Here is a 16,425-nt window from a genome sequence, read left to right as displayed (position 1 = left end):
TGTTGAAGCTGATTTTTCAAGGGAAACAAAAAGGGACCTGCTCATCGCAAGTCCCTTTTTCAGTTAAGTTTTCTTAACCTTAATCCTTCTTGTGCAAACCGCGGATCAATTCTTCAATATGGTCACCATACTGAATTGAATTATCCAAGACGAAATGCAATTCCGGAATCTTATAAACAGTTAACCGTGCCCCTAATTCACGACGAATCAAGCCTGAAGCGGCTTCTAGGCCGGCTTGAGCCTTCTTCCGATCAGAAGCATAGTCTGACAAAATCGAGTAGTAAATCGTAGCGATTTGCAGGTCACCAGAAACTTCCACAGAAGTCACCGTAACGTCCTGAACTCGCGGATCATTTACTCGCTTTAAAATCAGGTCAGTCACGTCTTTTTGAATTTCCTGGGCCAAACGCCCAGCGCGTTGTGCATTTGCCATCAAGACCTCCCATCAGTAAAACTTACTTAGGCTTTACTTCTTCCATGATGTAAGCTTCGACTGCATCACCTGGTTGAATATCGTTGAACTTGTTAACAGTGAAACCAAACTCGTAACCAAACTTCACTTCGTTAACCGCATCCTTACCACGTTGCAAGGAAGCTAATTGACCATCATAAATGACCGTACCATTGCGGATAATACGAACCTTTGAATCCTTGGTAATCTTACCTTCTTCAACGCTGGCACCAGCAATGGTTCCAACCTTAGAGAACTTGAAGAGTTCCTTAACAACGATTTGGCCAATAACCTTTTCTTCATAGACAGGTTCAAGTTGCCCCTTCATTGCGGCTGTCACATCATCAATCGCGTCATAGATGACTGAGTAGAAGCGCATGTCAATCTTGTCGTTATTAGCTTGTGACTTGGCAAATGGTGTTGGGCGAACGTTGAAGCCTAAGATAATCGCACCAGAAGCTTCCGCCAAAGAAACATCCGATTCGTTAATGGCACCAACAGCAGAGTGAACAACATCTACTCGAACACCATCAACTTCAATCTTCTTCAATGAACCAGTCAGGGCTTCAACAGACCCCTGAACATCGGCCTTGACAATAACTGGCACTGTCTTCATGGCCTTTTCAGCCATTGTGTTGAACAAAGTATCCAATGTCACAACAGAACCGGCGTTACGAACTTCTTCACGAGCACGCTTTGCACGCTCTTCGCCAGCTGCACGAGCAGTCTTTTCGTCTGCCATGACGATAAAGCGATCACCAGCCAAAGGCACTTCGTTCAAACCAGTGATTTGAACAGGTGTAGCTGGCTTAGCTGCAGCGATATCTTGTCCCTTTTCGTTGGTCATCGTCCGGACACGACCATAAGTGTTTCCAACAACGATTGGATCACCAACATGGAGCGTTCCCTGTTGAATCAAAACAGTTGAGACAGGACCGCGGCCCTTATCCAAACGAGCTTCGATAACAGAACCACGAGCAGGTTGTGTTGGATCAGCCTTCAATTCCAAAACATCAGCTTCCAACAAAATCATTTCCAGCAATTGGTCAACGTTTTGGCCAAACTTAGCTGAAATCTGAACGAAGATGGTATCACCACCATACTCTTCAGGAACCAAATCATAGGCCATCAACTCGTTCATGACTTGTTCAGGGTTAGCCCCTTCCTTATCAATCTTGTTAACAGCAACGATGACTGGCGTACCAGCGGCTTTAGCATGGTTAATCGCTTCGATTGTCTGTGGTTGCACACCATCATCGGCAGCAACAACCAAAACCGTGATATCCGTCACGTTGGCACCACGGGCACGCATTTCCGTAAAGGCCGCGTGACCAGGAGTATCCAAGAAAGTAATCAACTTATCGTTCAAACGTGCTTGATAGGCACCAATATGCTGTGTGATTCCACCAGCTTCGCCAGCGGTCACGTTCGTCTTACGCAAGTAATCCAACAGCGTCGTCTTACCGTGGTCGACGTGTCCCATGATAGTCACAACAGGGGCACGTGGTTCCAAGGCCTCTTCGTTAATCGTTTCATCATCGAAGAAGCGGTCGATATCGGCCACATCTTCTTCTTCTTTTTGCTTTGCTTCAATGCCGTAATCAGCTGCCAAAACTTCAATGGTATCTTCATCCAATGATTGGTTTTGGTTCGTTACAACACCAAGTAAGAACAACTTCTTAATGATTTCGGTGGCATCACGGTGCAAAAGTTTAGCCAAGTCCTGCACGTTCATGCCGACCTTGTATTCCAAAACTTCTGGCAATGGCTGTTCCTTACGGACTGTCACTGGCTTCTTTGGTGCTTGCTTAGCTGCAATGCGACGAGCCTTCTTTGAGCCGTGTGGCTTATCGTTACGGCGTGGTGTTTGCTGACCAGTACCGTTGGTATTGCGCTTACGAGTGTTATTCCGAGCAGAATTGTTACCTGAAGCAAGGGAACCACCAAAGCGGCCTTGACCTGAATTAGCTTCCGTCTTGGCCCCCGAAGCAGCTGGCTTAGCAGCTGGCTTCTTAGCAGCTGGCTTCTTCTTTGCCTGTTGCTTTGCTTCTTGGGCCTTCTTGTTTTCAGAAACGTATTCCTTCAAACTGTCATCTTTTTGAGCAGAGTAGTTAATCTGCCCTTCCCGTGGCTTTGTTGACCATGACTTCTTTTCGCGAATCATTGGTCGACCGGCATTGTTACTCCGGTTGTTGTTATTGTTGCGACGGTTCCTGCCTTGACCCTGTTGGCCATTACCTGGGCGGTTGTTATTGTTGCTGCGGCGATTTTGTTGACCACCTTCTTGTGTCTTTGGACGAGGCCGGCTTGAATTTTGTGGCTTGGCTTCATCTGATAATTTAGCGGCGTGTCGACGCTGAGAAGCAGGCAATTCTTTTCGTTCTGGTACTGCCTGCTTGCGGGTTGGCCGGTTGGAACCTGAAAACTTTTTTTCTTCTGCCATTAATTCCGCTCCTTTTCTTCGAGTAATTGTTTAATTTTTTTCGCAAAGCCATTATTGGTGATGGCCATAATCGACCGGTTTAAGCCAATTGCTTGACTTAATTCATCCTTGGTAAAATCTTCAACCAAGGTCACCTGATAAAAGCTGGTTTTGTCCCGAAATTTCTTTTGCTGGCTGGCACCACCATCTTTTGGGAAAAAGGCAACTTTCGCCTTTTGGCCTTGAATAGCAGTTAACGTGTCGTTAGTCCCGTAAACGAGGCTTCTAGACATGCGCGCCAAACCAAGTAAGTGTAAGATTTGTTCTTCTTCACTTTTCATTTTCAAATAACTCTTTTCGGGCTTGCTGATGGTCAACATAAGCAAAGAGTTCTTCATAAAAAGCCGGATCAATTGGCATTGAAAAGGCCTTTTCAAAGACGCGCTTTTCCTTTGCTTCCTTAGCAACCTCACGGTTTAAGGAAATATAGGCACCGCGACCGTTTTGTTTACCAGAGGGATCTAAGAAGACCTCCCCTTCCTTATTTTTAACGACCCGGACCAGGTCCTTTTTGGCAAACATTTCGCCAGTCACGATATCTTTTCTTAAGGGAACCTTCCGTGTTTTCATGAAAGAACCTCCTCTAATACTTAGTCTTCTTGGTCTGTTGCTGCTTGGTTGTCATCTGCTGGTTCAACAGGTGCCTGAGTTTCCTCAACCACTACTTGGTCAGCAGTATCAGCCGTTTCGTTTGCTTCAGCCTTTTCAACCGCTAAGTCGCGGGCTTCGCTTTCGGCCTTGATATCAATCTTAAAGCCGGTCAAACGAGCTGCCAAACGGGCGTTTTGCCCCTTCTTACCAATTGCCAATGACAATTGGTCGTCCGGTACAATCACAGTGACAGATTGCTCGTTATTGGCATCAAAAATCACGTCCGTTACTTCGGCTGGGTTCAATGCATTGGCGATATACTGGGCCTCATCTTCCACCCATTCCACGATATCCATATGCTCGCCACCCAATTCCGTCACAACAGCTTGAACACGGGCACCACGTTGTCCAACTAAGGCACCAACGGGGTCCAAATCAGCATCGTGCGTGTAAACCGCAATCTTTGACCGGTCACCAGCTTCACGGGCAATGGAAACAATTTCCACTGTACCATCATAAACTTCTGGCACTTCTTGTTCAAACAAACGCTTGACCAAATCAGGAGCCGTACGTGAAACAAAGATTTGTGGTCCCTTCAAGGAATTGTCAACCTTGTTCACCAAAACCTTGATGCGATCGCGCATGCGATAGGTTTCATTTGGCATTTGGTCGCCCTGTGTCATCACGGCTTCCTGCTTGCCTGGCAACATCACGTACAAGAAGCGGTTATCCTGTCGCTCAACCTCACCAGTGATGATTTCATCTTGGTAATCCTGGTACTTGTCATAAATTGCTTGACGAGTTGCTTCGCGCATCTTCTGCACAATCACCTGCTTAGCTGCCTGCGCAGCCATCCGACCGAAGTCCTTTGGTGTGACATCGAAACGAATTTCGTCACCTGGTTCGTAGGCCTTGTTAATTTCCAAGGCTTCCGTCAAAGGAATTTCCGTATCGGAGTCAACCAAGTCATCATCCAAAACAACCAACTTGACCTGCTTAATGGTCATTTGACCCTTCTTATCATCAAAAGTTGCTTCAACATTTTGAGCCGCGTTGTACTGCTTCTTATAAGCGGCCTTCAAAGCATTTTCCAAAGCTTCTACAACAACTTCGCGGTCGATTCCACGTTCTTGCTCTAAGGCATCTAAGGCTTGTACTAATTCTTTACTCATTTGCTTTCTCCACTTTCAATTAGTTTAAAATTGAACGGCCACAATGGCTTTGGCAATTTCATCAAAGGTAACATCCAACTTCTTTTGATCACTTTGTAGTGACAAACCGTTTTCATTTAAGTCAGTGATTTGACCGGTCCACTGCTTTTGACCGTCCTTGGCCGCAAATAAAGCAATGGTCACTGCCAAATCGCCTTCCTTCGCCCAGGCAAAGTGCCAAGGTTCGGCCAGGCTGCGATCCATCCCAGGAGAAGCAATGTCTAACATATACTCACCTGGAACCGGATCAACTGCTGCATCATCCAAGGCCTCATTGACCAACTGAGTAAACTCAGTAATCTGCGCCATGGAAATGTTTTGGTGGTCTGGTAAATCAACTAACACTTCGACTGTTTTTTGTCCACCAACCTTCTTGATGTTTAAATCCCAGAGCAAGAGCCCCTGTTTTTCAATGATCGGATTTAAAATTTCAAGCAAGGCTTGATTCTTTGCCTGTGCCATCCAAACTCCTTTTTGGTTTTCTGCCATAAAAAATGAGCCGGTCAAATCCCCCTGACCCGCTCATTTACAACCTCTATGTAAATTAACTTACTTTTATCATAGCTGATTTTACCAGAAAAAGCAAGGCAGGCACAAAAAAACCACAGCAAGGCTGTGGTTTAAAGGGTATTAAATTCTTACCAAGAAGCCTTACGAACACCAGGAATCTGGCCCTTGTGTGCTAATTGACGGAAGTTCAAACGTGACATACCAAATTCACGCATATAACCGTGTGGGCGACCATCGATTTGGTCACGGTTGTGAAGACGAACAGGTGATGAATCCTTTGGCAAAGCTGCCAATCCGATGTAATCACCAGCAGCCTTCAAAGCGGCACGCTTGTCAGCGTACTTCGCTACCAAAGCTTCACGTTGCTTTGCCTTTGCAATCTTTGATTTCTTAGCCATTACTTGATCTCCTTGAATGTTACCACTTTACGAAGTTTTGGTGAGTACTTCTTCAACTCCAAACGGTCAGGCGTATTACGACGGTTTTTTGACGTCAAGTAAATACGCTCTCCAGTTTCATCATTGCCTAATACGACATGAATACGCATATTCCCTGCTCCTCGAATGTTAGATTTTTTTATAAAAATTATTTGCTTGTCAATACAAAATAATATTATACATAGATTTTAGATGGCTGTAAAGCCCATTTCTCAGATTTATCGAAATAATTCTGAGCTTAGAATTGACCCTGCAATGGTGGGACAACTTGCTTTTTCCGGGAAACAACCCCTGGCAAGTCAATCACATCATTTTCAAGCTTGGCACCAAAGGCAGCTTCGATTGCTTCTGGGGCGTCCCCAATATAAAGACCCTTTGAGTTTGAATTCAAGATGTCTGTAATCACAAACAAGAAGTCCTCATAACCAGCGGCCTTGATTGCCTTTTCCAAGCCTTCCTTACGAGCCAAAACATCATCAATATCAACCGTGTTCACTTGGCCAATCCGGAATTCGTGTGAACCCATGGTAAAGGACTTAGCATCCCCTTCCAACAATTCTTCATCTGTTCGCGTTGACAAATCAGTCCCGGCCTTCAACATGGCCAAACCATAGCCATCCAAGTCTTCGATACCAGCAATCTTAGCTAGTTCAGGCAAGGCCTTACGATCAACATCCGTTGTCGTTGGGCTCTTCAACAACAAAGTATCTGAAATCAAACCAGAAGCCAACATTCCTGCAACCTTAGCAGGAATTGTCAAACCAGCTTGCAAGTATTCATAGTACAAAATTGTTGAGACAGAACCCCATGGCTTAGCCGTGATATACAAAGGGGTTGCATTTTCAAAAGCAAACTTGTGGTGATCGTAGATGCCATAAACCTGAACATCAGCCAAATTATCAACTGACTGTGCGGCTTCGTTGTGGTCAACCAAAACAACTTCTGCTGTCTCGGCCTTGTCAATAATTGGCAAGGCTTCCAAGCCAAAGTGATTCAACGCAAATTGCGTTTCGGCGTTTGGCTTTCCTTGCGCAACGGCTTGGGTTTCCAAACCTTGTTGTGCCAACAAATCAGCGGCACCCATTGCAGAAGCAACAGTGTCAGTATCTGGGTTCTTGTGTCCAAAAACTTGAATCTTTGCCATGTCTTTTCACTCCTCTAGTGCCAATTTTTTGGCAACTGTCAATACTTAGATTGTAACCCGAATGGGTCTACTTTGCCTAGTCATTTCCCGTTAAATTTAAAGGGAAAATGGCCGTTGCCTGCCCATCACTCTTCACATCCAATAGTGCCTGGCCGTTGCTGGTTCGGCTCGCTAATGAATGATCCGCCAACTGGATATCAAAGTCCTTTAAGTGGTCCGTTTCAATCCGCAAAGCACCCTGATTAGGGTCAACGGCTGTCGCGGCAGCAATCTCATAAGAAACGGTCTTTCGTGGGCTAAGGACTTGCAAGCCCTTGTTGGCTCGGTGACCAAGTGTAATGTCCTCTAACAAGCTGTACTTAAAGGATCCTTGGTTGGTCACCAAGGCCAAGAACTTAGCACTTGGTGCCAAAGCTAATGCCGCAACCACGGTATCGCCTTCAGTCAGCTTAATGGCCTTCACCCCGGCAGTCCGCGCACCAACAACTGGCACATCCGCCAATTCGAAGCGCAAGGCCAAACCTGTCTTCGCCAAAACCAAGACTTCTTCTTGCTTGGCGACAAGTGTTGCCGTGACAACCCGTGACTCTTCTGTCTTGAGCTTCATCACAATCGCTGATTTCTTCTTGTACGACTTTGGCACAATATCCTTCAGCAAACTTTGTTTGATAAAGCCATCATTGGAAGCGAGCAAGAAGGCCTGGTTGCTGTCGGTTTCGGCAACCACATAAGCCTGGATAATACTTTCTTGGCTATCCCAGTTCGAGAGCGCCTGCGAGAAATGTTCCCCTGGTTCCTTCCACTTGTACTCTGCCAGCTCATAAATTGGCCGATAAATCAGGTTTCCCATGTTTGTAAACATCAGCAAATGCTGAGTCGTATTCGCCGTTTGGTTCAAGACAACGGCATCATCCTCAGCTAAGCCGTTTTCAGCAGCAGAGGCTTTGTAAGAACGCAATGATGACCGCTTGGCATAACCATTCTTTGAAACCAAGATACGGACATCTTCGTCTGGCACCGTCACTGCTGTGTCGATTACCAACGACTGGATTTCCTCTTCGATTTCCGTCAAGCGTGGACTAGCATATTCCTTCGTGATGGCCTTTAATTCGGTCCGAATCACATCATGAAGCGCTTCCTCTTCATTCAGAATTTTCTCGAGCATCGCAATCTTTTCGGCTAGTGCCTTGTGCTCCTCTTCCAGCTGCGTCACATCGGTATTTGTCAACCGATACAACTGCAAAGCCACGATGGCTTCGGCCTGTTCCTTGGTGAATTGATATTCCTTTACCAAGTTTTCCGTTGCATCCTTGCGGTTCTTTGAAGAACGAATTGTTGCCACGACTTCATCAAGAATGGACAACATCCGAATCAGCCCCTCAACGATGTGTTGGCGGGCTTTCGCCTTCTTTAAGTCGTAAGCTGACCGCTTGCGAACAACTTCCTTACGGAAATCCAAGAAGGCGGTCAAACCGTCTTTCAAAGTCACCAAGACGGGACGCTGGTCGTGAATGGCAACCATGTTGAAGTTATATGAAATCTGTAAGTCCGTCTTCTTAAAGAGGTAAGTCAAAATCCCATCGGCCGAGGCATCCTTGGCCAATTCAATCACAATCGACATTCCCTCACGGTCGGATTCATCACGAACTTCAATGATGCCGGCAACTTCTTTGTTGGCCCGAATTGCATCAATTTTAGCAACCAAGTTTGATTTCACGACTTCGTATGGTAACTCCGTCACTTCAATCTTTTTCTTGCCGCCCTTCAGATCAGAAACCGTCGTTTTCGCACGGACAACCACCCGGCCCCGGCCGGTCTTGTAGGCCTGCTTAATGCCGCCGATTCCCTGAATAATGCCACCCGTTGGAAAATCAGGTCCCTTGACGTACCTCATCAAAGCTGACAACGGTGCATCGGGATGGTCAAGCAAGTAAACCAGCGCTTGGTTAATTTCCTTTAAGTTATGGGGTGGAATATCAGTGGCATAACCAGCTGAAATCCCGGTTGCCCCGTTAACAAAGAGGTTTGGTACTCGAGATGGGAGCACTGTTGGCTCGTAGGTCGTATCATCGAAATTCAAGACCATTTCAACCGTATCCTGGGCTAAGTCCTTTAAGATTTCCCCAGATAACTTTGTCAACCGTGACTCGGTATACCGCATCGCAGCGGCCGGGTCATTATCAATTGACCCGTTGTTCCCGTTCATATCAATTAATGGTTCGCGGACCTTCCAATCCTGGGACAAGCGAACCATGGCCTCATAAATTGAGGAATCCCCGTGGGGGTGGAAGTTTCCCATCACGTTTCCGACTGATTTAGCCGACTTACGATATGGATGGTCATAGGTATTTGAATCCTGGTCCATGGCGTACAAAATCCGCCGCTGAACCGGCTTGAGACCATCACGGATATCCGGAAGGGCACGTTCTTGGATGATATATTTTGAATATCGGCCAAAGCGCTCACCCATCACGGCTTCCAATGAAAGCTCAGTAATGCGGTCTGCCATACTGACAATCCCCACCTTTCTAAATTAATTATTAAAACAAGTCTAAGTTCTCAACGTGGTCTGAAGCTTTGCCTGCTGGGTCATCCGCCTTTTGCTTAACTGATTTCCCCTTAGCAACAATCACCTGAGCATCTTGGTCGTCGTCGGCATTGTGACCAGCCATCGCCTGTTCAAAGACCTGGGCATTGGCTTCGTCACCACCGGCAACGTTATCCAAAATTGAACCGTCTTCCTCCAGGGTAAACTGAACATTGTTTTCAATCCATTGGCGACGAGGATCAACCTTATCACCCATCAACGTTGTCACCCGTTTTTCGGCCAGAACGGCGTCATCAATCTTGACCCGAATCAACGTCCGAGATTCAGGGTCCATCGTCGTTTCCCAGAGAAGCGGCGCATTCATTTCACCCAAGCCCTTGAAACGCGTTAATTCGTACTTCACCTTGGCCGTTGACGTAATCGTCGCTAGTTCATCATTGGTCCACGCAAAAGAATCTTCCTTCTTGCCACGGTACTTCACTCGGTAAAGTGGTGGTAAGGCAATGTAGACACGACCAGCTTCAATCAATGGTCGCATGTACTTATAAAAGAAAGTCAATAACAGGGTTTGAATATGGGCCCCATCATCATCGGCATCGGTCATGATAATGATCTTATCAAAGGCCGCATTTTTAATATTAAAATCAGGACCGACTCCGCCACCAATAGCGTAAATCAGCGTCGAAAGCTCCTCATTTTTTAGGATGTCCGCTAATTTTGCCTTTTGGGTATTTAAGACCTTCCCACGCAACGGCAAAATTGCCTGGAACTTCCGGTCTCGGCCCTGCTTAGCGGAACCGCCGGCTGAATCACCCTCGACCAAGAACAATTCATTCTTATCGGCGTTCTTCGACTGGGCTGGCGCTAACTTTCCAGACAACAAGCGGTCACGCTTACCCTTTGACTTGCCAGTCCGGGATTCCTCACGGGCCTTACGGGCAGCCTCACGGGCTTCACGAGCGCGAAGTGCCTTACGGACAATCTTTTGACCAAAGTCACCGTTTTCTAGCAAGAAGCGAGACAAAGTTTCATTAACAACCCCATCCACAGCCGCACGGGCCTCGGTCGTTCCTAATTTATCCTTTGTCTGTCCTTCGAATTGCAAAATTTCTTCTGGGACACGCAAAGAAATGACGGCCGACAATCCTTCTCGAACGTCTGACCCTTCAAGGTTCTTATCCTTTTCCTTTAAGAGGTTCACCCGGCGGGCGTATTCATTAAAGGCCTTTGTCCATGCCGAGCGGAAACCAACTTCGTGAGTACCACCATCTTGTGTCCGGACGTTGTTAACAAAGGACAGCAAGGTCTCGGAGTAGCCGTCGTTGTATTGGGCGGCAACGTCAACCAAAATGTCGTCGGCCATTCCCTCAAAGGTCATCACTGGGCCCAAGCCCTCTTTTTCCTCATTCAAGAATTGAACAAAGGATTGTAGACCGTGGTCATAGTGGTAAACTTCTTCACGAACGGGGGTAACCCGCTTATCCGTCAAGGTAAACTTGACCCCTGACATCAAAAAGGCCGACTCGCGTAAGCGTTCAGCCAAAGTATCAAACTTAAAGACAGTGGTTGAAAAAATGCTTGCATCCGGTTTAAACGTGACCGTTGTCCCGGTATGGTCCTTGGTTGGACCTAAATCAATCAGAGTGCCAACTGGGTGGCCCCCATTTTCGAAAGTCTCTTCAAAGCGGTGACCATCGCGAACGATTGTCACCTTCAGGTGTTCCGACAAGGCGTTGACAACGGATGAACCAACACCGTGCAGACCACCAGAAGTGGCATAACCACCCTGGCCAAACTTCCCACCGGCATGGAGGACCGTCAAAATGACTTCAGGCGTTGGTTTTCCAGAAGAGTGCATCCCCACCGGCATACCACGACCAAAATCGCGAACAGTAATGGCATTATTTTCTTCAATTGTTACCGCAATATCATTCCCGAAGTCTCCTAAGGCTTCATCAACGGCATTGTCGACAATTTCATAAACTAAATGGTGGAGCCCACGTCCATCAGTCGATCCGATATACATACCGGGGCGTTTTCGGACCGCCTCCAATCCTTCTAAAATTTTAATTGAATCTGAGTCGTAGTGTGTTTGCTTTGCCACGGTCTTCTTCCTTCTCGTCATTTCGTCTAGGATAACGCGCTCTTGTTAGTTAAAACAAGTGGTGCTACTATCTTAGACAATCAATAATTATCATAGATTAAAATTTACAAACTGACAATAGGGAAAAAGAAAAGTTCTAAGTCGTCAAATCAGTTAGCGGCCAATCCGCCCTCTTTCATCAGGGCTTCTCAGAAAAATTTAACCAGGGAAAATAAAATCCTATGGTAAAATGTACCGTGCTGTTTCTTTTTAGAAAAAAGGAGTTTTAAAAACTATGTTAAAAATCGCTTTCATCCTGGGCTTGGCCTATCTCTTAGGGTCAATGGTCCCAGGATACTGGTTAGGTAAGGTCTTTTATCATAAGGACATCCGGACCGAGGGCTCTGGTAACATTGGGACCACCAATGCCTTTCGCATTTTGGGCCCTGTTCCGGGAACGATTGTTCTTTGCTTGGATATTCTCAAGGGCTCTTTGGCCGCCTCTTTGCCAGCACTCTTCGGTTGGCACCATGTCAACGTGATGCTCGTCGGCCTCTTTGCTATTTTGGGACACACCTTCTCAATTTGGATTGGCTTCAAGGGGGGCAAGGCCGTGGCAGTTTCGGCCGGTGTCTTATCCGTCTATAATACCCCACTCTTTTTGATGGTTTGTGCCACCTTTATTCTATGCCTGATTCTCTTCTCCATGGTTTCGGTGGCCTCAATGGTTGGCTTTACTTTCGCCACTTGCATGTCAGTCTTTTACTATCACGACTGGATTTTATCGATTGTTGCCATTACCTTGACGATTTTTGTCTTTTACCGGCACCGTAAAAATATCGGTCGCATCTTTACGGGAACCGAATCAACGATTCCCTTCGGCCTTGTCTACTGGTTGAAGGCCCATTAAAAAATCAGCTTGACCAAAGCAACTAAAAAGGACGCCCTGCCCAGTGCACCAACACTGACAGGACGTCCTTTTAACGTCTCATTATCTGATTTGTAAATAGCTGACTTGCAGGCATGGTTAACCGAGAACAAGGGGTCTGGCCAACCAGCCATGACAATCAGCAGCACTTCAATGAATTGTCCGCTTTACATCATAAACCGAGTGATCCGCCAACAAAGCATCAATAATGCCATTCAATTGGGCTAAGTTAGCTACCCCAATTGAAGCTTGAACCTGGACCATACCACCTTTGGTGACATGGCCGTTAATTTCCTTGATAAAGCGAGTCTTAGCGTTTAATGACCGCAAAATAGCATTCAAAATACCTGGTTCATTTTCGGCATGGATGGTTAAATCAGCGGTGTAATCTGGCCGTTGACCGTTGACATCCGCCCAAATCACATCCACCAATCGCTGGCCCTTTTGTTGGGCTGCGTGGATGTTTGGGCAATCAAAACGGTGAACAGCAATGCCTCGTCCTTGAGAAATATAGCCCATCACGGGATCACCCGGCACAGGGGTACAACAACCAGACAAACGAACCAACAAGTTATCAACTCCAGCAATCACAACGTCAGACTGCTTATCGCGGTCACGGCTTTTTTGCTTCGGTACCTGAGGCTCCTTCTTAATGGCCTGGCCATCTTCCAGCAAGCTTTTTTGCAACTCTTCGGCATCCGCCGCCTCACGCTCTTCCCGAACCTGGCGGGTTAATTCCTTGGCAACCGCTAATCTTGAAATATCACCATAGCCAACAGCGGCTAACAAATCCTCGCGAGTGCCGGCCTGCATGGCTTCCGCCACGGCAGTAATTTGTTCATCCGTGAGGAATTCAACCGGGTTAAAATGCATTTCAAAGAGTGCACGCGAGATAGCTTCCAGACCGTTTTCGATGTTATCGGCCCGGTCTTGAGACTTCAAGAAATGCTTAATCTTGTGTCGAGCCTTACGCGTTGAAACCAAATCCAACCAGTCTCTTGAGGGACTCGCATTGGGGCCGGTCAAAATTTCCATAATGTCGCCATTTTGAATCTTATAATCCAGTGGCACAATCCGGCCGTTGGCCTTGGCCCCAGTCGTTTTGGTTCCCAAATTAGAATGGATGGCAAAGGCCATATCCAAAGGACCAGCTCCCTTTGGCAATTCATAAACATCGCCTGCTGGTGAAAAGGCGTAAACCCGGTCAACGAACAGGTCAGCTTGGACCGAATCCATAAAGTCCTGGGCATCCGTTGCCGATTCCTGCAATTCCAAAATTCCCTGAATCACGTTCAAAGCGCGTTCACTTTGATCCTTGACGTCGGCTGATTGGTTAGACGTGCCACCATGTTGCTTATAGGCCCAGTGGGCCGCAACCCCGAATTCAGCGACTTGGTGCATCGCATGGGTTCTGATTTGCACTTCCAAAGGTCTGCCAGAAGGACCGATCACCGTTGTATGCAACGATTGATAGCCGTTTGGCTTTGGTAAGGCAATATAATCCTTAAATCGTCCTGGAATTGGTGTCCAGTGTGCATGAATGGCACCCAAAACGGCGTAGGTATCGGGAATCGAATTCGTTAAGACTCGAATAGCCGAAAGGTCATAAATTTCACCAAAAGACTTATGCTTATCAACTAACTTGCGATAAATGGAATAAATGTGCTTTGGTCGCCCATAAACGACAACATTTTTCAAGCCAAGGTCATGAATACTGTCTTCAATCTTATCAACAGCAATTTGGATAGCCTTTAGCCGTTCCTCACGCTTCATGTCCATTTGACCAGCAATTTGGTGGTAGGCATCTGGTTCCAAAACTGCCAAGGAAAGGTCTTCTAATTCCCACTTAATGGCCGAAATTCCAAGTCGATCCGCCAAGGGCGCATAAATTGAAAGGGTTTCATGGGCAATCCGGCGTTGCTTATCAGGGCGCAAAGCATCAAGCGTGCGCATATTGTGCAACCGGTCGGCTAATTTGACGATAATAACCCGAATATCCTTGGCCATCGCCAAAAGCAACTTGCGGTGGTTTTCGGCAAGTTGCACCTTGGAATCCTGGTACTTAATTTTCGAGATTTTGGTCACACCGTCAACAATCCGACCGACAACGGGGTCAAAATGTTCCGTCACGTCTTCCAGACTGACTGGGGTGTCTTCCACAATATCATGCAAAAAGCCAGCAACAATCGTTGCTTCATCCATCTTTAATTCAGCCAAAATGCCAGCAACTTGAATCGGATGAACAATGTAAGGCTCACCCGAATGGCGCCTTTGTTGGGCATGCAAATTCTTAGCCCAATCATAGGCCGCTTGCACTTGGACAACCTGGTCATCAGGCATGTAGGCCTTGACCATTTCCATTACATCATTGGCAGTGTATTCCTTGTACTTGGTCATTGAAAAAGACCTTCCTTTAAATGAAGATTACCCAGCAGCGGCCTGAGTTAGCTAAATGAAAAAAAGAACAATAGCTGTCCTTCTTTTTTTGGAAACGTGTTTAGGTATTTCCTATTATAAAATACTTTAACCTGGCAAACAAGCCTTTTAAAAATCAGGAATCCAAACAGTTAGCCCAATTACTATCACCAATTAAAATCAGCAGCATCATGATTGCAGATAAAGCCCATGAAGACAGTTATTGTCCCTATTCAGTGACCATCACTTCACTGATTTTTTAAAAATTATCTATCAGTTTGTTTGCATTTTTCACGCAATCGTCATCTTCCTTTCGTGCAAGTCCTTTTAAAAAGGAGTAAACTACTAGATTAGCAGATTATCAATTTTCGCAGTCAAGGAGGTAATTTATGACTGAACCTGATCGAGAAACACCTGATCGAGCGATTAACTGGCAACGAAACGTTTGGATTGTTTGGCTCGCCGTCTTTATGACTGGTGTCGCCTTTTCTGAAATCTTGCCATTTATGCCCCTGTACATCGATACGTTGGGCCGCTTTTCCAAATCGGAATTAACCTTTTATTCCGGTGTGGCTTTCGCCATCAACTTTTTAGTGACCGCTGTCGTCTCACCCATTTGGGGAAAGGTGGCTGATAAAAAAGGTCGCAAATTAATGATGATGCGCGCCGCCCTTGGGTTGGCAATTTCCCTCTTTTTGATGGGCTTTGCCCAAAACGTCTTTGAACTACTGGCCTTACGGGCTTTACAAGGTGCCTTAGGTGGCTTCGTTTCCAATGCCAATGCCCTCATTGCCACCCAGACGCCCAAGGAAAAAGTGGGTCGCTCATTGGGCATTATCGTAACCGGCTTTACAGGTGGCCAGTTAATCGGCCCACTCTTCGGTGGCGCCATGGCTGCAGTCGTTTCTTACCAAACACTCTTCCATATTACTGGTTTAATCCTTCTAATCGTCTTCTTCTTTATTTGGTTCTTGGTCGAGGAACGACCAGTTGCTGCGGGTAAGGAAGAAAATCCTGTCGCTAAGGTGACTTGGAAGACACTGCCAAAGAAATCACTGCTGGTCTCACTCTTCTTGACCACCATGTTGATTCAAACCGTCAATATGTCGATTAACCCAATCGTCTCCCTTTTCGTCCGCGAAGTCTTGCACAACCATGGTAGCGTGACCTTCATTGCTGGGATTGTGGCCGCCATGCCTGGTTTGGCAACGGTGATTTTTGCGCCAGTCTTTGGTCGCTTGGGTGATAAAATTGGTACCAAGTACCTGATTCAAGCTGGATTCGTCATGGCCGTCTTTGCCTTTGTCCCAACAGCTTTTGTTACTTCCGTCGTCACATTGATTCTCTTACGTTTTGCGGTTGGAATTTCGGATTCGACCATGTTGCCAGCTATTCAAACCCTGTTAACCAAGAACTCACCGGCCGGCATGGTTTCTCGGGTCTTCTCCTATAATCAATCCTTCCAAGCGGTCGGATCCGTGATGGGCCCCATGTTAGGAGCTGCTATCGCCAATGTCTTTGACTATCGTGCTATCTTTATTGTTTCAGCCGGCATCATCGCAATTAACGGCTTGCTCTTCTTCTTTAACGTCAATCGTAAATACGACTTAAATTAAATTTTTCAA

Annotated in this window: 15 protein-coding genes; 2 read left to right on the top strand and 13 right to left on the bottom strand. The window is 46.4% G+C overall.

The window, feature by feature from the left end; translation table 11 throughout:
• Positions 1-79 precede the first annotated feature (79 nt).
• The 11 genes from rbfA to parE form a co-directional block, all read right to left on the bottom strand.
• The gene (rbfA, locus tag AABI20_RS03190; protein WP_047974837.1) at positions 80-433 is read right to left on the bottom strand and encodes a 30S ribosome-binding factor RbfA; all 354 of its coding nucleotides are present in this window, start codon (positions 431-433) and stop codon (positions 80-82) included.
• Between the two features lie 22 nt (positions 434-455).
• Positions 456-2,894: a translation initiation factor IF-2 gene (infB, locus tag AABI20_RS03185; RefSeq protein ID WP_338346745.1), complete on the bottom strand. Its 2,439-nt coding sequence runs from the start codon at positions 2,892-2,894 to the stop codon at positions 456-458.
• Positions 2,894-3,214 (bottom strand): L7Ae/L30e/S12e/Gadd45 family ribosomal protein, encoded by a 321-nt coding sequence (locus tag AABI20_RS03180; RefSeq protein ID WP_248661216.1) that lies wholly within the window; start codon positions 3,212-3,214, stop codon positions 2,894-2,896. Before AABI20_RS03180 ends, infB begins: the two co-directional genes overlap by 1 nt.
• On the bottom strand, positions 3,204-3,503 hold the full coding sequence (gene rnpM / locus AABI20_RS03175) for an RNase P modulator RnpM (RefSeq protein ID WP_047974834.1): 300 nt from the start codon (positions 3,501-3,503) through the stop codon (positions 3,204-3,206). Before rnpM ends, AABI20_RS03180 begins: the two co-directional genes overlap by 11 nt.
• A 20-nt stretch (positions 3,504-3,523) precedes the next feature.
• Positions 3,524-4,696: a transcription termination factor NusA gene (gene nusA, locus AABI20_RS03170; RefSeq protein WP_338346743.1), complete on the bottom strand. Its 1,173-nt coding sequence runs from the start codon at positions 4,694-4,696 to the stop codon at positions 3,524-3,526.
• Between the two features lie 24 nt (positions 4,697-4,720).
• Positions 4,721-5,197 carry a ribosome maturation factor RimP gene (locus AABI20_RS03165; protein ID WP_288846309.1) on the bottom strand — a complete coding sequence of 159 codons (477 nt, stop codon included), beginning with the start codon at positions 5,195-5,197 and terminating at the stop codon, positions 4,721-4,723.
• 176 nt (positions 5,198-5,373) lie between these two features.
• Entirely contained in the window at positions 5,374-5,643 is a 270-nt protein-coding gene (gene rpsN / locus AABI20_RS03160) for a 30S ribosomal protein S14 (protein ID WP_047974832.1), read from the bottom strand.
• The gene (gene rpmG, locus AABI20_RS03155) at positions 5,643-5,792 is read right to left on the bottom strand and encodes a 50S ribosomal protein L33 (RefSeq protein WP_002815032.1); all 150 of its coding nucleotides are present in this window, start codon (positions 5,790-5,792) and stop codon (positions 5,643-5,645) included. Before rpmG ends, rpsN begins: the two co-directional genes overlap by 1 nt.
• Before the next feature lie 128 nt (positions 5,793-5,920).
• On the bottom strand, positions 5,921-6,826 hold the full coding sequence (locus tag AABI20_RS03150) for a manganese-dependent inorganic pyrophosphatase (protein WP_288846312.1): 906 nt from the start codon (positions 6,824-6,826) through the stop codon (positions 5,921-5,923).
• 76 nt (positions 6,827-6,902) lie between these two features.
• A complete protein-coding gene (gene parC / locus AABI20_RS03145; RefSeq protein ID WP_338345421.1) occupies positions 6,903-9,335 on the bottom strand; it encodes a DNA topoisomerase IV subunit A in 2,433 nt (810 codons plus the stop codon).
• A gap of 31 nt (positions 9,336-9,366) precedes the next feature.
• Entirely contained in the window at positions 9,367-11,478 is a 2,112-nt protein-coding gene (gene parE, locus AABI20_RS03140) for a DNA topoisomerase IV subunit B (RefSeq protein WP_338346741.1), read from the bottom strand.
• 274 nt (positions 11,479-11,752) lie between these two features.
• Between parE and plsY the strand changes: the two genes are divergently transcribed.
• Entirely contained in the window at positions 11,753-12,367 is a 615-nt protein-coding gene (gene plsY / locus AABI20_RS03135) for a glycerol-3-phosphate 1-O-acyltransferase PlsY (RefSeq protein ID WP_288846315.1), read from the top strand.
• Here plsY and AABI20_RS03130 read toward each other — a convergent pair.
• Positions 12,364-12,519, bottom strand: a complete 156-nt coding sequence (locus AABI20_RS03130) for a hypothetical protein (RefSeq protein WP_288846316.1) — start codon at positions 12,517-12,519, stop codon at positions 12,364-12,366. The two genes, plsY and AABI20_RS03130, sit on opposite strands and share 4 nt — an antisense overlap.
• A gap of 16 nt (positions 12,520-12,535) precedes the next feature.
• A complete protein-coding gene (locus AABI20_RS03125) occupies positions 12,536-14,782 on the bottom strand; it encodes a RelA/SpoT family protein (protein ID WP_047974828.1) in 2,247 nt (748 codons plus the stop codon).
• A gap of 407 nt (positions 14,783-15,189) precedes the next feature.
• Here AABI20_RS03125 and AABI20_RS03120 point away from each other — a divergent pair, with 407 nt between their 5' ends.
• Positions 15,190-16,416 carry an MFS transporter gene (locus AABI20_RS03120; protein WP_288846318.1) on the top strand — a complete coding sequence of 409 codons (1,227 nt, stop codon included), beginning with the start codon at positions 15,190-15,192 and terminating at the stop codon, positions 16,414-16,416.
• Positions 16,417-16,425 lie beyond the last annotated feature (9 nt).

This window comes from Fructobacillus cardui, assembly GCF_963580785.1.
Classification (GTDB): domain Bacteria; phylum Bacillota; class Bacilli; order Lactobacillales; family Lactobacillaceae; genus Fructobacillus; species Fructobacillus cardui.
The sequence above is the reverse complement of the archived record's forward strand: the minus strand, read 5'-3'. Positions and strand labels throughout refer to the sequence as shown.

Coding starts and splice junctions, on each gene's coding strand:
- rbfA (WP_047974837.1), bottom strand. CDS start 433: ATGGCAAATGCACAACGCGCTGGGCGTTTGGCCCAGGAAATTCAAAAA.
- infB (WP_338346745.1), bottom strand. CDS start 2,894: ATGGCAGAAGAAAAAAAGTTTTCAGGTTCCAACCGGCCAACCCGCAAG.
- AABI20_RS03180 (WP_248661216.1), bottom strand. CDS start 3,214: ATGAAAAGTGAAGAAGAACAAATCTTACACTTACTTGGTTTGGCGCGC.
- rnpM (WP_047974834.1), bottom strand. CDS start 3,503: ATGAAAACACGGAAGGTTCCCTTAAGAAAAGATATCGTGACTGGCGAA.
- nusA (WP_338346743.1), bottom strand. CDS start 4,696: ATGAGTAAAGAATTAGTACAAGCCTTAGATGCCTTAGAGCAAGAACGT.
- AABI20_RS03165 (WP_288846309.1), bottom strand. CDS start 5,197: ATGGCACAGGCAAAGAATCAAGCCTTGCTTGAAATTTTAAATCCGATC.
- rpsN (WP_047974832.1), bottom strand. CDS start 5,643: ATGGCTAAGAAATCAAAGATTGCAAAGGCAAAGCAACGTGAAGCTTTG.
- rpmG (WP_002815032.1), bottom strand. CDS start 5,792: ATGCGTATTCATGTCGTATTAGGCAATGATGAAACTGGAGAGCGTATT.
- AABI20_RS03150 (WP_288846312.1), bottom strand. CDS start 6,826: ATGGCAAAGATTCAAGTTTTTGGACACAAGAACCCAGATACTGACACT.
- parC (WP_338345421.1), bottom strand. CDS start 9,335: ATGGCAGACCGCATTACTGAGCTTTCATTGGAAGCCGTGATGGGTGAG.
- plsY (WP_288846315.1), top strand. CDS start 11,753: ATGTTAAAAATCGCTTTCATCCTGGGCTTGGCCTATCTCTTAGGGTCA.
- AABI20_RS03130 (WP_288846316.1), bottom strand. CDS start 12,519: ATGGCTGGTTGGCCAGACCCCTTGTTCTCGGTTAACCATGCCTGCAAG.
- AABI20_RS03125 (WP_047974828.1), bottom strand. CDS start 14,782: ATGACCAAGTACAAGGAATACACTGCCAATGATGTAATGGAAATGGTC.
- AABI20_RS03120 (WP_288846318.1), top strand. CDS start 15,190: ATGACTGAACCTGATCGAGAAACACCTGATCGAGCGATTAACTGGCAA.